The organism is Azospirillum terrae (assembly GCF_053470425.1).
On record NZ_JBPXMR010000002.1, the window covers coordinates 163,591 to 182,211 of the forward strand.

The window sequence follows — 18,621 nt, forward strand, 5'->3', positions numbered from 1 at the left end:
TCCCCGCGCGGGGGGGAGGGGCCATCGAAATCAACGGAGTCGTGCAGCATGTGTGGGATCGCAGGCATCGTCGCGCGCACCGCCAAGCTCGACATCGAGCGCCGCATCAAGGAGATGACGGACGCCGTCCAGCACCGCGGCCCGGACGGCGAGGGCTTTCACCGCGACGGCCGCGTGGCCTTCGGCCATCGCCGGCTGGCCATCCTCGATTTGTCGCCGGCCGGTCACCAGCCGATGCCCTCGGCCGATGGCCGCCTCATCGTCACCTACAACGGCGAGATTTACAATTTCGTCGAGGTGCGCACCGAGCTGGAGGCCCTCGGCCACCGGTTCCGTTCGCACTCGGACACCGAAGTCCTGCTGGCCGCCTACGCCGAGTGGGGGCCGGAGTGCCTGACCCGCCTGAACGGGATGTGGTCCTTCGCCCTGCTCGACGTCGAGCGCAACCGCATCTTCGCCGCCCGCGACCGCTTTGGCGAGAAGCCGTTCCACTACATCGAGACGGACGACTGCTTCGCCTTCGGATCGGAGATCCGGCAACTGCTGCCGCTCCTCGGTTCGGTGAAGGCGAACACGGCGGTGGTCTCCGACTATCTTCTGGCCGGCATTCCGTTGCAGCAGGGCGACAGCTTCTTCAGCGGCGTGCGCAACCTCGCCGCCGGGCACTACCTGATCTACGACCTCAACACCGACCGCAGCACCACCCATCGCTACTACAGCTTGGCCGAACGCCTCGCCGGGGTCGAGGACCGCACCGGCCCGGAGGCGGTGGACCGCTTCCGCGAGATTTTCGAGGACTCGATCCGCCTGCGCATGCGCTCCGACGTGCCGGTCGGCACCTGCCTCAGCGGCGGGCTCGACAGCTCCAGCGTGTCGCTGGTGGCGGCGCTCCAGCACGCCGCCCACAGCCCATCCCCTTTCAGCGCCATCACCGCGATCAGCGAGGACCCCGCCAAGAGCGAGGAGGAATACGCCGGGCAGGTGGTTCGCGCGGGCAGGCTGAACTGGATCAGGACGCGCCCGGTCTACGAGGATTTCCGCGACGCCCTGCCGCGCATCGTGCGCCAGCAGGAGGAGCCGTTCACCTCGCCCTCGATCTGCATGCAGTCCTTCGTCATGCAGGCGGCGCGCGAGAATGGCGTCACCGTGCTGCTGGACGGGCAGGGCGCCGACGAGACGCTGCTGGGCTACGAGCGCTACTACTACGCCTACGCCATCGCCGTGTGGCGCCAGCACGGCACGCTGGAGGCGGTGCGCTGGCAGCGTCAGGTCATGCAGAACAACGCCGACATGACCAGCCTGCGCTTCGCCGCCCTGGCCATGCGCGACCTGTCGCCGTCGTTGCGCTACCTGCACCTGCTCGGCCGGGCGCGGCACCTCAGCCCGCGCCCGCCGTTGCCGGAATGGGTGCGCCGCTACGCGCGGGCCTGCCTGGATCTGCGCAGCTTGCAGATGCTGGAGGTGGAGACCACCGGGCTGCCGCCGCTGCTGCGTTTCGAGGACAAGAACGCCATGGCGCATTCCATCGAGACGCGGCTGCCGTTCCTCGACCACCGGCTGGTCGAGCACTGCATCTCGTTGGGCTGGAATCTGAAGATGCGCGACGGCTGGTCCAAGTGGGTGGTGCGGCAGTCCATGCGCGACGTGCTTCCCGCCACCATCGCGTGGCGCCGCACCAAGCTCGGCTTCACCGCGCCCGAGCAGCTCTGGCTCTCCCGCCACGCCGAGGTGATGGTTCAGACGGTGGATCGCTCATCGCTGGTCCGCCATTTCTGCAACGCCGACCGCGTGCGCGAGGGCTACCGCCGCCTCGACCTGGGCGGCCAATGGCGCCTGTTCTGCATGGCGCTGTGGGAGGAGCAGTTCGGGGTCACGGCGTGATGCGGCCGGTTCAGCGCTGGGCAGCCAGCGGCTCCGGCTCGGCCTCCAGGCCGTTCACGAAGTCGTCGAGGCGCCCGTCCTCGCGCGTGCGGTGGTCGAGCACGAGGTGCAGCAGAAACGGCACCTCCTGCCGGAACAGCCCGTCGTCATGGCGCTCGGCGGTGACCGCCAGCTTGTCCAGGAAACGGCGGATCAGCCCGTGCGTCTCCTCGTGCCGGCGGGCATCCGGGTAGCGGGTCACCAGCATCAGGTCGCGCTCGTGCGCGAAGTGCTCCTCGAACGCCTGCTCCAGCCGGTGCAGTTCGGCCAGTGTGGCGCCGTTCACCGGGCCGGCCATGCTCTCCTCGTACAAGAGCCCGAGGTGGTCGAGGATGTGGTGGTATTCGTCGCTCAACGTCCGAAGACTGATCGCGCCCATGGTCAGACGCCCTTCCGTCGCTCGAATTTGAGTCTGATGCTAGCAGGTATTGAAGGAAATGCACGCCCGGCAAGTTGAGGCGGGTTGTCGCAGTGCAAGTCTTCTTTGCAATCATCAGAAAATTCGCCGCGAAGTCATTCTGAATTTTCGACAAAGCGTTGTGATGTGCGGAGGACATTGTCTGCGGTGCAAGCTTCCGTTAACCACGCCGCAGCACGGTTGTCCATCTTCCGATTGGGACAGGAGCAGCCACCATGACTCTCGATGCACCGTGCCGTGTGGACGATCTGACGGCACAGGAGGCCGCCACCGTCGTGCGCGCCTACGAGACCGGCCTCGTGCACGAGGATCATGACGATGCGTTTTCGCTGGCGATGGGGGTGTTCCGCGCCTTCCGGCCGGACCTGCCGCTGTCGATCATCGCGTCCGAGCTGGAGATGCTGCTGACCTGCACGACCGAGGCCGGCGCGCCCTACGTATTCTGCGAGTAGCGTTTTCTGTGTCGGGGCGGGCCAAGTCCGCCCCGAGCATCGCCGGACATCCGGGCAGGGGTTCCGAGACGAGCCCAATCATTCGAAGGTTCGGATATCGGCAATGTTGCGGCTTTGGCTTAAATTTGCCGAGACACCAAACGGTCAGGGTGTTTGTCCCGCATCCGGCAAGCAGTGCGCCTTGTACACGATCTTGCCGCGCCGCAGGTCGGTCAGTTCCAGGGTGCCGGAAATGTTGCTTGAGTTCAGAAATTTCTCAAGCATCTGGGTCGCTTCGACCAAATACTTCAAGGTTACTTCTTCGCTGCCATCAGGTCCAGGTTGGACAAGGCAGTTTATTTCATAGTGCACGGCAAAGTTCCCGTCCAAACAAGCGCTGAGCAAGCGTTGATAAAGCGGTTATACTCCGCCACGGCGACAAGTCAATCATCTCATGTTGCGGCGCGCGCGCCTTTGAAATTCATATCAGGACAACATTATTTCAAAATCCATCCTTGGTGACTGGCCATATTGATATTTTATTATTTTGCCACCCCGGCAATATGCTGTTGGCTCATCGCGCCGCTGTGAGGGCTTAAGCCAAAAGTTCTATCCATCAAAAGGTGTGCGCGCCATCGCGGCGCCGCGCCGTCCGGCGGGGCTGGAGCCCTTGCTGCGCTTGGGGCGACTCGGGTGCCTGGGGCACCCGGTGCCGGTGTCGATTACAGTTTCGCTTCGGGCTTGGGCTTCGCCTGATCGGCGCTGTCGGCGGTGTGCGTGTTGCCCGGAACGATCAGCGGCTGGAGCGCCGGGGCGAGGCTCTTGAGCAGTTGCGCCGGCAACGCCGAGGTGAACCGGTAGTGGTCCGCCTCCGGCCCGTGCACGAAAGCCGTCATGGTGCCGAAGAAGCGGTCGCCGATGTAGAAGACGAAGGTCGCCGTGCGGTTCACCGCGCGGGATTCGATCAGGTGGCCGCCGGGGCCGTAGCGGTCCAGCCGGTGATCGCCGGTGCCGGTCTTGCCGCCGATGGGGATGATCTGGCCCGCGCTGTCCTTGAACGAGCCCCAGACGCGCTTGGCGGTGCCGTTCTGCGCCACCTCCATCAGCGCCTTGCGCAGCGTCGCGGCGATTTCTGGCTTCAGCACCCGCTTGCCGGCCATGGGGCCGAGCCCGACCACCGCCTCGTACGGCGTGCCGGCGGCAAAGTGCAGCTTGTTGACGCGCACGGTCGGTTGGCGGACGCCGTCGTTGAGGATGATGCCCATCAACTCGGCCAGCGCCGCCGGTCGGTCGGCCGAGCTGCCGATGGCGGTGGCGAAGGACGGGATCAGGTCGAACGGATAGCCCAGCCGCTTCCAGGACTCGCCGATGCGCAGGAACGCCTCTTCCTCCAGGCCGATGCGGATGCGGGTGTTCTGCGCCTGCTGGCCCTTCTTGAACAGCCATTTGTAGCTCTCCTGCCGCTTGTCGGCGGAGGCGTCCAGGACCTCGTGGCGCTTCACGTTGGGGTTCTTCTGCAAATACGCCACCAGCCACAGCTCCAGCGGATGGACGCGCGCCAGATAGGCAAGGTCGTTCAGCGGGAACTTGTCCGGCCCGTACTTGGAATACAGCTTGGCTATGTCGTCGTCGTCCAGCTTGGCGTCGGGCAATCGCGCGCGCATGAAGCGGGCGAAGGCGTCCACCCCGGCTTCCGGCCGCACGTAGCGGAACACCACCGCCAGCCGGTGCGGCGCCGGCCGCGTGCGGCTGGCCAGCAGGGTCAGCGCCTCGTCCGGCGAACGCTTGCGGTAATCGTTGTAGAAGCGGTTGAGGAACTCGCTTCCCTCCTTGTCGGCGAAGCGCGCCAGATAGGCCTGCCGCGCCGGATGGTCGGCGTTCTGCAGGATATCCGAGGAGTCGTCGCCGCCCTCGGCCGTATAGAACTGCGCCACGTCGCGCATGAGCCGGATGAACGGCAAGTTGACCGAGTTGCGCAGCGCCTCGGTCAGCGTCAGGATGCTGCCGTTGTCCTTGTTGTTGAAGTTCACGAAGGTGTGCAGCCCGCCGCCGGTGAAGAACGCCTCGCCCGGATTGGCCGAATAGCGGCGCTCCATGGCGGCGTCGAGCATGGCCGGCAGCCCGCGATCCTTGGCGCCGATCAGCCATTCCGCGGCCCAGCGCGTCAGATTGTCCGGCGCCTCCTCCAGCACGTCGACCAGGAACTCGCGCGGCAGGTGGCCATAGCGGGTGTGCAGTTCGGCGACGATTTCCAGATAGGTGGTCAGCGTGCGCAGCTTCGCGGTGGACCCGAGGTCGAGCTTCGCCCCCTCGTTGATGTCCATGGGCTGGTCGAAGTTGTCGGCCTGGATGCGCAGATAGTTGGCGTCCTGTCCGCGCTCGTACAGCGTGATCGAATAGATGATCTTCGACAGGTCGTAGCCCTTGTTGACTTCCAACAGGCGGTCGCCGGTCAGCCCGAACTGCTGCGCGAACACCGGGTCGTTCAGCTTCGCCAGCGTCTCGACCACGCGCTGCTGGGTGGGGCTGTCCAGCGTCGTCTCCACCGTCACGTCGGTGCGATCGAGCTGATAGAGGCTCGGCACGCCCAGCATGGACAGCAGCCGCGTCCGAATGGCGTTGGGCGCCTTCTGCTCGATGAAGGAGGCGGACTGCGCCGCCGGCGGCTCGTCGCGGAACTTCAGCGTGGTGGCCAGCGCCGCGTCGCGCAAGGCCGGGTCGATGACGCCGCCCTGCGCCATGATGCGCAGATAGCTGTCGGCCAGCCGCTCCAGCGCGTTGCGGTCGGCGATCAGGTAATGCGACGGTCGGCGCTGCGCCAGCATCAGGCTCAGCACCTGCTTGTAGGCCAGCGCCTTCAGTTTCAGCGTGCGGGCGTCGGGCGCCGGCTCCGACAGCACCTTGACGGCCAGCGCCAGATCGGTGCCGTACCAGGCCCACAGCCCGTCGCCCAGCCCGTTCACCTCGCCGAACCCCGGCCGCCCGGTCAGCGGCGTCGAGTTCAGATAGTCCACCAGGATGCGCCGCCGCGCCCCCGTGGTGTCCTCGCCGTCGAGATAGGCGCGCACCGACGCCGAGGCCATCTGCCGCAGCTTCTCCGAAGCGCCGCTGGTCTGCCCATCGGGCGAGTGCCGGTACTTCTCGATCTGCGTCGCCAGCGTCGAGCCGCCGGGCGAGCGCGTGCCGGGCTTGATCCACTGGATCGGCAGCGCCAGCACCGCGGCGCCGAAGCGTTCCCACTCCACGGCCGGGTTGCGCCGCGCCTCGCTGGTGTCCAGCAGTTCGCGGTTTTCGATGAACAGCAGCGTGTCGGCGACCAGCGGCGGCACGTCCTCGAACCGGTTGAACACGCGCTCAGGGTAGCGGGCGGAGAACAGCGTGGCGCCGCTGCGGTCGAGCAGCGTCAGCCCGCCGCGCGTCTTCTCATGATAGATCGGGAATCCGCCCTTCGCCATGAACTGGTCGAGCGCCGGCGAGGCGTGCGCCTGCATCTCCACCGCGTACATATCGTCGGTCAGCGCCTTCAGGTAACCGGGCAGGCCGGTGTAGCCGAGACGCTCGTTGTACGGGCCGAAGTTCGGATAACGGGCGGCCGGATTCGGCCCGTCGCGCAGCGTGAAAGTCATGTCCTTGGCGTAGGACGACAGGAGACGCGCCTGCAACCGGGAAGTGCGTACCTCTTCCATCCCGACGACCCCCAGCCCGCCCACCAAGGCCAGCGTGGAGATGCCGAGAAGCGTTCGCCGCCAGAAAGACCGTGTCATCGGGGACCAGCCACACCGCGATTTGGTTAAAATACCACCCAAACCCTTGGGCGATATGGCTGGAAAATAAGTTTCCGATGGTTAACAAGCGGTGTAGTCCACGTCCCCTTCCGGCCCAAAAATATCCGCGAAAAAGCTTTACTCATAAATTGTTGGGTGGCGTGGCAGCGATGTCACGAAATCGCGTTAAAGTGGTGGGGTCTTTCCGCCGGTGACTCGGGTGGTGATTGGGCGGCGGCGCTAGATGCGTCCGCGCGGGCTGTCCCAATTATCGCCGCACAGCCCCATCAGGTCCACGGACACGCCATGCTTTTCCAGCAGGCTCTGGGCATAAGTGGAGTACAGCCGGCCGAGCAGCATCGGCATGTCGGCCCGTGACGTGGCGGCCATCCCGGAGCATTCCTCCAGGGCGTCGATGGCGCTCCGCAGCGCTGCATGATCGACCATGGGCCCTCCCGCGCCGTTCAGTGGCGCGATTATTTAGCCTCTAACTTTACGTAATGTGCAACTTTTTGCCCTTGAAGGCAATCACCCTAAGTGGCCTATGGACAAAGGTGCGCCGCGCCGCGGCAGTAGCGGCGGGGCGCGATCGGTGTGGATTGCTGCGCCGGTTGGGCAACGAGCTGGCGTGTGACCGGCGGCGGCAGGCCCCGGCGGCAATTCTCACCCCGAGCGTTCAAGCGATCGCCTTGGGGCGCAAAGATCGAAACGGCTGTTCTCTTCATGTCGCTTTCGGGTACCTTCGGCTCCGTCGTCAACCGTTGCGTCTCCCTTTCATGACTGCCGAGCGTCTTTTCCAACGGGCGCCGTTTCTGGCCGTCGCCGTGTGTCTGGTGCCGCTGTACGCCTATCTGACGACCCTCGGCTACGGCGCCAACTATGATACCTACCGGGTCTTGGAAGCTTGGCAGAGCACGATTGAACTCGGCCGCTACGTGCCATCTCGCGGGCAGGGTTACATCATCCCGGAGTTCGCCATCGGCGCGCTGGCGGCGTGGGGCGGGTCGGTCGCGTCCAACGCGCTGTCGATGGCGTTGTCCCTTGCCGCGGTCTTGATGTTTCACGATGCGCTGCGGCGGATCGCGGGGGCGGCGGCGCTGCCCGCGGCGCTGTTCGTGATGGCGAACCCGCACTGGATCATCGCCGCGACCACGTCGATGGACTACATCTACGGTGCGTTCTTCTTCGTCCTGGGTGTCTGGTTGCTGGTGCGCGGCTGGCTGGTGGCGGCGATGCTGATGCTGGCCGCTGGAACGGCAAGCCGCATCGTCTACGGCCCGCTGGGCTTCGGCGCGCTGGCCTTCGCCCTGGCGGCCGCCCCGCCCGAGGAGCGTCGGCGGAACCTGGAATGCCTCGTGGGGTTCTGTCTGGTGTCCGGCCTGTTCTATCTGCCGGCCTTCATCTGGGCGCGAGCGACGCTCGGCTTCCTGACGCACACCGAGCCGGCCAACAACTATCTCACGGCTCAACTCGTGCGCTTTGCGTTCAAAAGTGTCGGCATGTACGGGATGGTGGGCGCGGCGCTGGTGGCGTGGGCGCTCGGCCCGCGGCTCTGGCGGCTTTGGCGCGGCGGGGAATGGCGGATGCTGCCGGCGCCGCGGCGCATCGCGGTGTCGGGCGCTCTGGCGACGCTGGCCTACAGCACGGCCATGTTCCTCTATCTGCCGGCGGAAGTGGGCTACCAAATCCCTTCGCTTTTGGCGGTGGCGGCCCTCTTGGCGCTTCTCGACGTGCCGGCTGTGCTTCGCTCCGCCCTGGTGGCAAGCCAACTGCTGCTGATGGCGGTCAACCCGGACATCCTCATGGTGCGCTACGCGCCACACGGCTGCATGGAACCGAAGAACGCCGTCGACGCCGATCTGGGGCTGTATCTCAAGCCGGGCGTCCTCGTCGAGCATGCCCGGGAGGTGCGCTTGTCGGACTGCGGGCTCGCCAAGGTGCTGCGCTTCCCGCCCCCCGATCCGTGGACGCCGTTGCCCATACGGCGTGGCCGGGGCTCCCGGGGGTGACGCCTTGACCGTTGCCGATGTTCGGCATGCCTGCTAGGATCAAAGTCCTGAGACGCGAGCGCAAGGAGTCCGCGGGTTGGCACAGGGCGGGAGTGCACCACGTTCGTACGCTGAACAATCCCGCCAAGTCGTTGACGCGTCTCGGAAAATCACTGTTTTCGGCCATTGTGCAGCCGGCGGGGTGTGCACAACGGTGCACAATGGTGCTGGGAGCTTTGATGAGACCTTGCCCCCACCCATCCTCCCCCGCCGGGGGCGGGGGAGGGGGTGTCGGCGAATGCAACGCTCAGCCAAAGAGCGTTTCATAGTGTTACATTCCGTTTCATCCGTGCCCGAGCAGCGCCTTCACCCGGTCGGCCAACTCGGCCAGCGGCACCTCGATCTGTTCGCCCTTGACGAGGTGCTTCACCGTGGCGGTGCCGCGGGCCTTCTCGTCGGAGCCCATGAGGACCACCACCGGGATGCCGGCCTTGTCGGCGTACTTCATCTGCTTGGCGATCTTGCCGCCTTCCAGCTGGATTTCGGTGTTCAGCCCCCCGGCGCGCAGGTCGGCGGCCATGCGGAAATAGTCGGGGGCCAGCGCCGCGTCCATCTGCGTCACCAGCACCTCGGCCGTGGCGCCGCCCTCGGGGAACAGGCCGGCTTCCATCAACTGGTAGAACAGCCGCGTGGCGCCGATGGAGATGCCGACGCCAGGCAGCTTCGACTTGGTGTAGTGGCTCGCCAGATTGTCGTAGCGCCCGCCCGAGCAGACCGAGCCGATGCCCTTGTGATCGTTCAGGAAGGTCTCGTAGACGGTGCCGGTGTAGTAGTCCAGGCCTCGGGCGATGGCGAGGTTGATGCGCACGAAGCCGTCCGGCACCTGGAACGCCTTCAGGCCCTCGATGACGGTGGTCAGCTCATCGACGCCCTTGGCGAAGGTCTCGTTGTCGATGCCCAGCGCGCGGAGTGCCGCCAGGGTCTCGTCGTTGGACTTTTCCTCGGCGATCAGGCCGAGCAGCGTGTCGGCGACCGCGGCCGGCACGTTCAGCGTCTCGCCGGTCAGGTTGGCGCGCACCTTGTCGCGGCCGATCTTGTCGAGCTTGTCGATCTCGCGCAGCACCAGCACGCGGACCTCCGCGTCCGACAGGCCCAGGCCGTCCAGCAGGCCCAGCAGGATCTTGCGGTTGTTGACGTTGATGGTGAAGCCGCCGAAGTCCAGCTCGCGGAACACGTGGTAGATCACCGCCGGCATCTCGGCGTCGTAGTGCAGCGACAGGCTGTCCTTGCCGATGACGTCAATGTCGCACTGGTAGAACTCGCGGAACCGTCCGCGCTGGGCGCGCTCGCCGCGGTAGACGCGCTGGATCTGATAGCGGCGGAACGGGAAGGCGAGGTCGCGCTCGTGCTCGGCGACATAGCGGGCCAGCGGCACCGTCAGGTCGAAGCGCAGCGCCATGTCGGGCTTGTGGCCCTGCGAAATGGCGCCGGTGGACTGCACGAAATAGACCTGCTTCTCGGTCTCCCCGCCCGACTTGGTGAGCAGCGTGTCCACCGTTTCGAACACCGGGGTTTCGACCGGCACGAAGCCGAAGCGCTCATAGCCGCGGCGGATGGTGTCCAGCATGCGCTGAAAGGCGACCTGCTGGCGGGGCAGCAGTTCCATCACGCCGGGGGGAGTGCGGGGGGTGATCAGGCTCATGTGATCGGACTTTCGGGGGTCAATTTCCGGTCTCGGGAGGTCGCCGTTTTTAGCGGCTTTCCCGGCGGGCGTCACGCCCCCCGTGCGGAGCGGCCATCGACGAGATTGAAGCGTGAGGGGGCGAGCGTCTACAACACGCGGGTTCACCGCGCATCCGGAGCCTTGCCGCCATGCCCAACGACCGCCTGATCCTGCGCCGCCCCGACGACTGGCACGTGCATCTGCGCGACGGCGCCATGCTGAAGGCGGTGCTGCCGTTCACCGCGCGCCAGTTCGGTCGCGCCATCGTCATGCCGAACCTCCGGCCGCCGGTGGTCACCGCCGCCGACGCCCGCGCCTACCGCGAGCGCATTCTGGCCGCGCTGCCGGTAGGGGCTGATTTCACCCCGCTGATGACCGCCTACCTGACCGACACCACCGACGCCGACGACCTGGCGCAGGGGGCCGCGGAGGGGGTGTTCACGGCGGTCAAGCTCTACCCCGCCAACGCCACCACCAACAGTGCGCACGGCGTCACTGACCTCAAGCGCGTCGAGGGTGTGCTGGAGCGCATGGCGGACATCGGCCTGCCGTTGCTGATCCACGGCGAGGTGACCGACCCGGCGGTGGACGTCTTCGACCGCGAGGCGGTGTTCATCGACACCGTGCTGGCCCCGCTGCTGGAGCGTTATCCGACGTTGCGCGTCGTGCTGGAGCATGTGACGACCGAGGAGGCGGTGCGCTTCGTGCGCTCGCACGCCGGTTCGGGCCGGCTGGGGGCGACGATCACCGCGCACCATCTGCTGATCAATCGCAGCGACCTGTTCCAGGGCGGCATCCGCCCGCACCTCTACTGCCTGCCCATTGCCAAGCGCGAGAAGCACCGCCGTGCCCTGGTCGAGGCCGCCATCTCCGGCGAGGGTCCGTTCTTCCTGGGCACCGACACCGCGCCGCACACGATCAACGCCAAGGAGGCGGCGTGCGGCTGCGCCGGCTGCTTCACCGCGGCCAACGCGCTGGAGCTGTACGCCCTGGCCTTCGACGCGGCGGGGGCGCTTGATAAGCTGGAGGCCTTCGCCAGCTTGAACGGCCCGCGTTTCTACGGCCTGCCCGTGGCGGAGGAGAAGGTGGTGCTGGAGCGGACATCCGGCCCGGTTCCCGACATCATCCTGCTCCCCGACGGAGATGGCGTCCTGCCCTTCAAGAGCGGCGAGACTCTGGGCTGGCGGTTCGAGGGGGTGGTTTAGGGGGGCTCGATCCAGGCTCGGGTGCGGGCGATAAGGCCACGGATCTCGGCGAGGTCGCCGTTCAGGGTGTCCTCGGCCGGCGGCGGGGCGAGGCGCCCGCCCGGAGCCGGGTAGCGGTATCGGGTTGCGGCCGGCGACATGCGGTCGAGCTGCATGAGCAACGGGCGCCACTCATGGTCGGCCGGGAGCGCCGCCGCCATCTGCCCGAGGTTGTGGCTGGTGCCGAACGGAATGCCTGCATGCGCCAGGACGGCGCGGGCCACTTTCTCCGCGGCTTGCTGAAGTTGATAGGCGGCCTGACGCGGGAAGGCGTCGATGAGCCGCTCGGCGGCGCCCGCCTCTTCCTCGGCGAGGATCAGGAACGCTTCGACGCGGCGCTCCATGCGTGTCTACCGCCCGCGCCGGTAGACGACCCGGCCACGGGCCGCCTCGTATGGCAATGTGCCGGGAAGGTCTCGCTCGGCATCGAAGTCGCTTTTCAGGCAGGGGACGACGTCGCAGCCGATGCCGAGCCCAAGCAGGGGGGCATAAGCCCGGTCGTAATCGAGTGCTCCGTCGCCGACCGCGTCATCGAAGACGACCAGCAGGTCGAAGTCGCTGTCGGGCCGGCTTTTTCCACGGGCTCGCGAGCCGAACAAACGAATCTCCAGCGGGTCGAGGCGGACGGCCAGCCGGTCGCGCAGAGCAGCGAGCGTCGCGGCCTCGTTGCCGAACCGCCCGTAATTGTGCTGGCCGAGGGTGCCGGCATCCGCCGGTAAAGCCGCGTGGCGCATGTCGTTCTCCGCCCCAAGGACTGCCTGACAGATACGCCTCTCCCGTGGTTGCGGCAAGCCGGCTCAGAACAGGTTCCCCTGCAACGGAGCCCGCACGGGCTTCTTCGGCTCGGCGGGCCTTGGCTTCTCCGCCTTTGGCGGCGGGGGCGGCGATTCGGCCTTCGGTGCACCACCCTCGATGACGGCCCCGGCCGAGCCGTCATGGAACTGCAAGCTGACCGGCAGCCCCGGCGTGGCCGCCCCAGCGTCGGTCAATGGCCGGCCATCGGCGCCGCGCACCACCGCATAGCCACGCTTCAGCACGCCCTCGTAGGAATAGCTCTCCAGCAACTGGCCCAGCGCCTGAACCCGTGCCGCCCGTTCGGCGAGATCCTTGCCGTAGCCGCGCTCGACCCGCGGCGCCAGATCGGCCAGACGGCGGCGACCCTCGTCGATCTTGATGACCGTCGGGCGCAGGCTGAGCCGACCGGCGACGCGCTCGAACTTGCCTTCGGCCGCCACCACGGCGTGGCGCAGCGCGCCGGCCAGCGCCCGCGACTCCGACGCCAGCCTGGTCTCTGCCTGAGCCAGCTTCTCGCGCGGGTGCCGAAGCTTGGCCCCCAACTCGCCGACACGGGTGCGCCGACGCTCGACCAAGGTCCGGGCGGCGAGGCCCAGGCGCTCGGCGCGGTCGTCCAGGCGCTGGGCATGCCCCTCCAGCAGCGAGCGCGGGTCGCCGAGGCCGCGCGCCAACCCTTCCACCCGCGTGCGCCGCTCGGCGATCCCGCGGTGGGCGCTGGCCAGCAGGCGCCGCTCGTCGTCGAGCACCTGCGCCAGCAGTTCGGAGCGCACCGGCACGGCCATCTCAGCCGCTGCGGTGGGGGTGGGGGCGCGCTTGTCGGAGGCGAAGTCGATCAGCGTGGTGTCGGTCTCGTGCCCGACCGCCGAGATCAGCGGGATACGGCTGCTTGCGGCGGCGCGCACCACCACCTCCTCGTTGAAGGCCATCAGGTCTTCCAGCGAGCCACCGCCGCGCGCGACGATGATCAGGTCCGGCCGCGGAACGCGCCCGCCGGCTGCCAGCCGGTTGAAGCCCTCGATGGCGGCGGCCACCTGCGCCGCGGCGCTGTCGCCCTGCACGGCCACCGGCCACAGCAGGACATGCCGCGGGAAGCGGTCCGCCAAGCGATGCAGGATGTCGCGGATCACCGCTCCGGTGGGCGAGGTGACGACGCCGATGACCGCCGGCAGGAAGGGCAGGGGGCGCTTGCGACTCTGGTCGAACAGGCCCTCGGCGGCGAGGCGCCGCTTGCGCTCCTCCAGCATCTTGAGCAGCGCGCCCTCGCCGGCCAACTCCATCGACTCGATGATCAGCTGGTACTGCGAGCGGCCGGGGTAGGTGGTGATCCGGCCGGTGACGATGACCTCCAGCCCCTCTTCGGGCTGTACGGCCAGTTTGGACACGATGCCGCGCCAGCACACCGCCTCGATCACCGCGGTCTCGTCCTTGAGCCGCAGGTAGCAGTGGCCGGAGCTGTGCCGCTTGGGCTGCGAGATCTCGCCGCGGACGCGCACGAAGCCGTAGGAGTCCTCGATGGTGCGCTTCAAGGCGCGGGCTAAGTCGCCCACCGAGAATTCCGGCAGGTTGGAGCCGGGACGTGGCGGCTCGGCGATCAGCGGGGTGCTATCAACGTCTTGAGTCATGGTCGCGCCATGATACAAGGCTGCCCGTCGGCAACAAGCATGGAAGGACGGGGTCCCATGAAAGTCCTGGTCGTCGGGTCGGGTGGGCGCGAGCACGCGCTGTGCTGGGCCATCAAGCGCTCGCCGCTGTGCGACCGGCTGTACTGCGCCCCCGGCAACGCCGGCATCGCCGAGGTGGCGGAATGCGTCGCCATCGGCGCCGAGGACGTGGACGGCCTGCTGCGCTTCGCCCAGGACAACGCCATCGACTTCGTGGTCGTCGGGCCGGAGGGGCCGCTGGTCCTCGGCCTCGTGGACAAGCTGGAGGCCGCCGGCATCAAGGCCTTCGGGCCGAGCGCCAAGGCGGCGCAGCTGGAAGGCTCCAAGGGCTTCATGAAGGACCTGCTGGCCAAATACGAGGTGCCGACCGCCTTCTACCAGCGCTTCACCGACGCCGACGCCGCCAAGGCTTACGTCCGCACGCACGGCGCCCCCATCGTGGTGAAGGCGGACGGTCTCGCGGCCGGCAAGGGCGTCACCGTGGCGCGCACCCAGGAGGAAGCCTTCGCCGCCATCGACGAGGCGCTGGTGGGCGGCCGTTTCGGCTCGGCCGGCGCCGAGATCGTCGTCGAGGAGTTCCTGGACGGCGAGGAGGTCAGCTTCTTCGCCCTGGTGGACGGCACCACCGCGGTGCCGCTGGCCTCGGCGCAGGACCACAAGGCGGTGGGCGACGGCGACACCGGCCCCAACACCGGCGGCATGGGCGCCTACTCGCCGGCTCCGGTGCTGACGCCCGAGCTGGAAGCCCAAGTCATGCGCGAGATCGTCGAGCCGACGGTGCGCGGCCTCGCCGCCGAAGGCTGCCCGTTCAAGGGCGTGCTGTTCGGCGGCCTGATGATTTCGACAGCGTCGGACGGGACCAAGGTGCCGAAGACGCTGGAGTTCAACGTCCGCTTCGGTGACCCGGAGTGCCAGACGCTGATGATGCGCCTGAAGTCCGACGTGCTGGCCGCCCTGCTGGCGTCCTGCGACGGCACGCTGAAGCCTGAGGACGTGCAGTGGCACGACGCGGCGGCGCTGTGCGTGGTCATGGCTGCCAAGGGCTACCCCGGCGACTACGTCAAGAACACCGAGATCAAGGGCTTCGCCGAGGCCAACGCCGTGGAGGGCGTCACCGTCTTCCACGCCGGCACCAAGCGCGACGCTGGTCGCGTCCTGGCGACCGGCGGGCGCGTGCTGGGCGTGACCGCCATGGCGCCGACCGTCAAGGAGGCGCAGGCGCGGGCGTATCAGGCGGTGGACCGGCTCGATTGGCCGGAAGGCTTCTGCCGGCGCGACATCGGCTGGCGGGCGGTGGAGCGTTAACCCCGCCGCTCCTTGAAAAACCCCTTCAGCAACGCCGCCGCCCGCGTTTCGTCGATGCCTCCATACACATCCGGGGCGTGGTGGCAGGTGGGTTGGCCGAAGAAGCGCGGGCCGTGCTCCACGCCTCCGCCCTTCGGGTCGTAGGCGCCGAAATACACCCGGCGCAAGCGCGCGAAGCTGATCGCCGCGGCGCACAGCGCGCAGGGCTCCAGCGTCACGTACAGGTCCAGACCGGGCAGGCGCGGCTCGCCGACTGCGGCGCAGGCCTGGCGGATCGCCAGAACCTCGGCGTGCGCGGTGGGGTCGTTCAACTCCTCGGTGCGGTTGCCGGCGCGGCCGAGCACTGCGCCGGTCGACGGGTCCACCACGACGGCGCCCACCGGCACCTCGCCGCGCGCAGCGGCGGCTTCGGCTTCGGCCAGGGCGAGGGCCATGGGGGATACGCTGGACATGGCGGCGAGCCTGCCCCGCGGCATTCTGCCGGTCAAGGTCCGGTTGATCCCGGCGGCGTTCGGGGTCAAGCTGGTGGAGGAAACGCCACCAACCAAGGACTCGCGCCATGGAAAACCACGTCTACAAGAAGGTCGAGATCGTCGGCACCTCGGAGACCACCATCGACGACGCCATCAAGAACGGAATCGAACGTGCCGCCAAGACGCTGAAGCACGTGGACTGGTTCGAGGTCACCGAGACCCGCGGCAACGTGCGCGGCGGCAAGGTGGCGCAGTTCCAGGTGGTCATGAAGGTCGGCTTCCGCCTGGAGGAGTGACCCTCCCTCGTCACCTCCCTTCTGCCGTTGCGGGCGGGCACGGCAAGCCCTATGGTCCGCCTATGGACATCACTTCCGATAACACTTCCGACTCTGGCGCGCCGCCCGAGGGATCGGGCGGCGAACGCATCGCCAAGCGTCTGGCGCGCGCCGGCCTGTGCTCGCGCCGCGACGCCGAGCGCTGGATCGCCGAGGGCCGCGTCGCCGTCAACGGCAAGCTGCTCGACAGCCCGGCCTTCGTGGTCAAGCCCGGCGACGACGTGGTCGTCGACGGCAAGCCCGTGCCCGAGCCCGAGCCGACGCGCCTGTGGCGCTACCACAAACCGGCCGGGCTGGTCACCACCGCCCGCGACGAGAAGGGCCGCGCCACCGTCTTCGACAGGCTGCCGGCGGACCTGCCGCGCGTCGTCTCGGTCGGCCGCCTCGACCTCACCACCGAGGGGCTGCTGCTGCTGACCAACGATGGCGAGCTGGCGCGCTTCCTGGAACTGCCGGCCACCGGCTGGACCCGGCGCTACCGCGTGCGCGTGCACGGCACGGTGGACGAGGCGCGGCTGGCCGGGCTGATGAAGGGCGCCACCATCGACGGCGTCCAGTACGGTCCCATCGAGGCGATTCTCGACCGCGTCCAGGGCTCCAACGCCTGGCTGACGGTCGCCATCAAGGAAGGCAAGAACCGCGAGATCCGCAAGGTCATGGAAAGCCTGGAGCTGTCCGTGAACCGGCTGATCCGCACCGCCTATGGCCCCTTCCAGCTCGGCAAGCTGCCGGAGGGCGAGGTCGAGGAGGTGCCGAAGCGCGTGGTCCGCGACCAGATCTCCGGCTTCTTCACCGAACGCGACGGCGTGGCTGAGACGCCGAAGTCGGCCGGCGGCACCGCCAAGGCGGCGCCCAAGGCGGCCAACCGCGGCCCGCACAAGGCCGGCCCGAAGCCGGAACCCAAGCCGCCAAACTCGCCGATCCGCGCGCCCAAGCCGAAGCCCGAGGCCAAGGCGGCCGACGCGGCGGCCCATGCAGTGGACGAACGGCCCGCCCGGACCTTCCCGGCCCGGCGTTCCGAGGAACGCGGCGACCGGCCGTTCGGAAAGGCCCGCACCTCGGCCCGTCCCTCGGCCAGGGCTGAGGCCGAAGCGGCCGACCGGGCGGCGCGAGCGCCCGGCGGTCGGCCCAAGCCAAACCGGCGTTCCGAAGAGCATGGCGACCGGCCCTTTGGAAAACCCAACGGCGAGCGTGCCGGCAAGCCCGCGGGCAAACCGGGCCGTGCCGAAGCGGCCCGTGCCGAAGCAGGACGGCGCCCGGACGAGCGCGGTGACCGGCCGTTCGGCAAGCCGGCGGGCAAGCCCACGGGCGGCAAGCCGGCCGGGGCGGCACCGGGGCGGCGCTCCGAGGAGCGCGGCGACCGACCCTTCGGCAAACCGACAGGCGAGCGTTCCGCCAAGCCGGGAGGTAAGCCGCCGGTGAGCGGCAAGGCCGGCGCCGGTCCAAAGAGCGCTGGTCCAAAGGGCAGCGGTCCGAGGGGTGACGGCCCCAGGACCGCCGGGCCGGGGGGCGCCGGCCGTGCGGATCGTCGCCGGTAAGCACCGGGGGCGGCGGTTGCAGGCACCGGCCGGGCGCGACACCCGGCCGACCACCGACCGCACCCGCGAGTCCATCTTCAACATCCTCGCGCACTCCGGCTGGGGAGCGGACGGCGGCTCCCCGGTGGAGGGCGCTGTGGTGCTCGACGTGTTCTGCGGCACCGGGGCGCTCGGGCTGGAGGCGCTGTCGCGCGGCGCCGAGCGCGCGCTGTTCTTCGACCTCGGGCGCGCCGCCCTCGACACCGTGCGCGCCAACATAGCCGAGCTGGGCGAAGGCGGGCGGACGGCCGTGCTGCGCGCCGACGCCACCAAGCCCCCGGCGGCGCGCGAGGCGGCGAGCCTCGTCTTCCTCGACCCGCCCTATGGGCAGGATCTGGCGCCCAAGACGTTGGCGGCGCTGGTCCGTGCCGGCTGGCTGGCGCCCGGCGCCGTGGCCGTGGTGGAAGAGGCGGCGGGGGCCGCCATCGTGCCGCCCGATGGCTTTGCGGAACTGGAAGACCGCCGCTACGGCGACACGCGCGTGCTGTTCCTGATGTACGAGGGCTGAATGGCCTGGGTCTATCTGCTGATCGCCGGCCTGTTCGAAACGGGCTGGGCCATCGGGCTGAAATACACCGAAGGCTTTTCCCGGCTGTGGCCGTCGCTGCTGACGCTGGCCGCCATGGCGGTGAGCTTTCTGTTCCTGTCGCTGGCACTGAAGACGCTGCCGGTGGGCACCGGCTACGCGGTGTGGACGGGCATCGGCGCGGTCGGTACGGTGATCCTCGGCATCGTCCTGTTCGGCGAGCCGGCGTCGCTGGCCCGGCTGGCCTGCATCGGTCTGATCGTCGCCGGCATCCTCGGGCTGAAGCTGGTCAGCGCCGACTGAGGCGGGGTGGCCGTTGTGCTTCGCGTGCGAAGCGCTCCTGCCTGCCGCCAAATGGAACGCCGTGAAACACTATGGAACAGTGTGCAGGGCGTGTTCCGTTCGCATCCCCGGCGACCATGAACCCTGAACGCACCTCGGGCGTTTAAGGACTATTATCC

At 68.3% G+C, this 18,621-nt stretch carries 18 protein-coding genes; 9 read left to right on the forward strand and 9 right to left on the reverse strand.

What is annotated here, in order from left to right; genetic code table 11:
* Positions 1-48: 48 nt before the first annotated feature.
* A complete protein-coding gene (gene asnB, locus ACSVDD_RS07270; protein ID WP_448188660.1) occupies positions 49-1,881 on the forward strand; it encodes an asparagine synthase (glutamine-hydrolyzing) in 1,833 nt (610 codons plus the stop codon).
* Between the two features lie 10 nt (positions 1,882-1,891).
* Here asnB and ACSVDD_RS07275 read toward each other — a convergent pair whose 3' ends face one another.
* Positions 1,892-2,299 (reverse strand): hemerythrin domain-containing protein, encoded by a 408-nt coding sequence (locus ACSVDD_RS07275; protein WP_448188661.1) that lies wholly within the window; start codon positions 2,297-2,299, stop codon positions 1,892-1,894.
* Positions 2,300-2,553: 254 nt separating this feature from the next.
* Between ACSVDD_RS07275 and ACSVDD_RS07280 the strand changes: the two genes are divergently transcribed.
* Positions 2,554-2,790 (forward strand): hypothetical protein, encoded by a 237-nt coding sequence (locus tag ACSVDD_RS07280; protein WP_448188662.1) that lies wholly within the window; start codon positions 2,554-2,556, stop codon positions 2,788-2,790.
* 144 nt (positions 2,791-2,934) lie between these two features.
* On the opposite strand, the gene ACSVDD_RS07285 is transcribed toward ACSVDD_RS07280, so the two are convergent.
* The 3 genes from ACSVDD_RS07285 to ACSVDD_RS07295 form a co-directional block, all read right to left on the reverse strand.
* Positions 2,935-3,081, reverse strand: coding sequence for a hypothetical protein (locus ACSVDD_RS07285; RefSeq protein WP_448188663.1), 147 nt, complete (start codon positions 3,079-3,081; stop codon positions 2,935-2,937).
* A 410-nt stretch (positions 3,082-3,491) separates the two neighbouring features.
* A complete protein-coding gene (locus tag ACSVDD_RS07290) occupies positions 3,492-6,533 on the reverse strand; it encodes a transglycosylase domain-containing protein (RefSeq protein WP_448188664.1) in 3,042 nt (1,013 codons plus the stop codon).
* A 240-nt stretch (positions 6,534-6,773) separates the two neighbouring features.
* Positions 6,774-6,980: a hypothetical protein gene (locus ACSVDD_RS07295; protein WP_448188665.1), complete on the reverse strand. Its 207-nt coding sequence runs from the start codon at positions 6,978-6,980 to the stop codon at positions 6,774-6,776.
* 329 nt (positions 6,981-7,309) lie between these two features.
* Between ACSVDD_RS07295 and ACSVDD_RS07300 the strand changes: the two genes are divergently transcribed.
* Positions 7,310-8,542 (forward strand): hypothetical protein, encoded by a 1,233-nt coding sequence (locus tag ACSVDD_RS07300; RefSeq protein ID WP_448188666.1) that lies wholly within the window; start codon positions 7,310-7,312, stop codon positions 8,540-8,542.
* 322 nt (positions 8,543-8,864) lie between these two features.
* Here the strand turns inward: ACSVDD_RS07300 and hisS are convergent, their stop codons facing one another.
* Positions 8,865-10,223 carry a histidine--tRNA ligase gene (gene hisS, locus ACSVDD_RS07305; protein ID WP_448188667.1) on the reverse strand — a complete coding sequence of 453 codons (1,359 nt, stop codon included), beginning with the start codon at positions 10,221-10,223 and terminating at the stop codon, positions 8,865-8,867.
* 170 nt (positions 10,224-10,393) lie between these two features.
* Here hisS and pyrC point away from each other — a divergent pair, with 170 nt between their 5' ends.
* On the forward strand, positions 10,394-11,449 hold the full coding sequence (pyrC, locus tag ACSVDD_RS07310) for a dihydroorotase (protein WP_448188668.1): 1,056 nt from the start codon (positions 10,394-10,396) through the stop codon (positions 11,447-11,449).
* Here the strand turns inward: pyrC and ACSVDD_RS07315 are convergent.
* The 3 genes from ACSVDD_RS07315 to xseA form a co-directional block, all read right to left on the reverse strand.
* On the reverse strand, positions 11,446-11,832 hold the full coding sequence (locus ACSVDD_RS07315; protein ID WP_448188669.1) for a HEPN domain-containing protein: 387 nt from the start codon (positions 11,830-11,832) through the stop codon (positions 11,446-11,448). The two genes, pyrC and ACSVDD_RS07315, sit on opposite strands and share 4 nt — an antisense overlap.
* Before the next feature lie 6 nt (positions 11,833-11,838).
* Positions 11,839-12,222 carry a nucleotidyltransferase family protein gene (locus tag ACSVDD_RS07320; RefSeq protein WP_448188670.1) on the reverse strand — a complete coding sequence of 128 codons (384 nt, stop codon included), beginning with the start codon at positions 12,220-12,222 and terminating at the stop codon, positions 11,839-11,841.
* Between the two features lie 63 nt (positions 12,223-12,285).
* Positions 12,286-13,905, reverse strand: coding sequence for an exodeoxyribonuclease VII large subunit (gene xseA / locus ACSVDD_RS07325; protein WP_448188671.1), 1,620 nt, complete (start codon positions 13,903-13,905; stop codon positions 12,286-12,288).
* 57 nt (positions 13,906-13,962) lie between these two features.
* Between xseA and purD the strand changes: the two genes are divergently transcribed.
* Positions 13,963-15,249, forward strand: a complete 1,287-nt coding sequence (purD, locus tag ACSVDD_RS07330) for a phosphoribosylamine--glycine ligase (protein ID WP_448188672.1) — start codon at positions 13,963-13,965, stop codon at positions 15,247-15,249.
* Here purD and ACSVDD_RS07335 read toward each other — a convergent pair.
* Positions 15,246-15,701 carry a nucleoside deaminase gene (locus ACSVDD_RS07335; protein ID WP_448188673.1) on the reverse strand — a complete coding sequence of 152 codons (456 nt, stop codon included), beginning with the start codon at positions 15,699-15,701 and terminating at the stop codon, positions 15,246-15,248. The genes purD and ACSVDD_RS07335 overlap by 4 nt on opposite strands.
* A 107-nt stretch (positions 15,702-15,808) precedes the next feature.
* Between ACSVDD_RS07335 and ACSVDD_RS07340 the strand changes: the two genes are divergently transcribed.
* The 4 genes from ACSVDD_RS07340 (at position 15,809) to sugE (ending at position 18,463) form a co-directional block, all read left to right on the forward strand.
* A complete protein-coding gene (locus ACSVDD_RS07340) occupies positions 15,809-16,018 on the forward strand; it encodes a dodecin (protein WP_448188674.1) in 210 nt (69 codons plus the stop codon).
* Positions 16,019-16,080: 62 nt separating this feature from the next.
* Positions 16,081-17,595 carry a pseudouridine synthase gene (locus ACSVDD_RS07345; protein WP_448188675.1) on the forward strand — a complete coding sequence of 505 codons (1,515 nt, stop codon included), beginning with the start codon at positions 16,081-16,083 and terminating at the stop codon, positions 17,593-17,595.
* On the forward strand, positions 17,576-18,142 hold the full coding sequence (gene rsmD / locus ACSVDD_RS07350; RefSeq protein WP_448188676.1) for a 16S rRNA (guanine(966)-N(2))-methyltransferase RsmD: 567 nt from the start codon (positions 17,576-17,578) through the stop codon (positions 18,140-18,142). The genes ACSVDD_RS07345 and rsmD overlap by 20 nt, the downstream gene beginning before the upstream one ends.
* A complete protein-coding gene (gene sugE / locus ACSVDD_RS07355) occupies positions 18,143-18,463 on the forward strand; it encodes a quaternary ammonium compound efflux SMR transporter SugE (RefSeq protein ID WP_448188677.1) in 321 nt (106 codons plus the stop codon). It abuts the gene before it with no gap.
* The last annotated feature ends 158 nt before the right edge of the window (positions 18,464-18,621 follow it).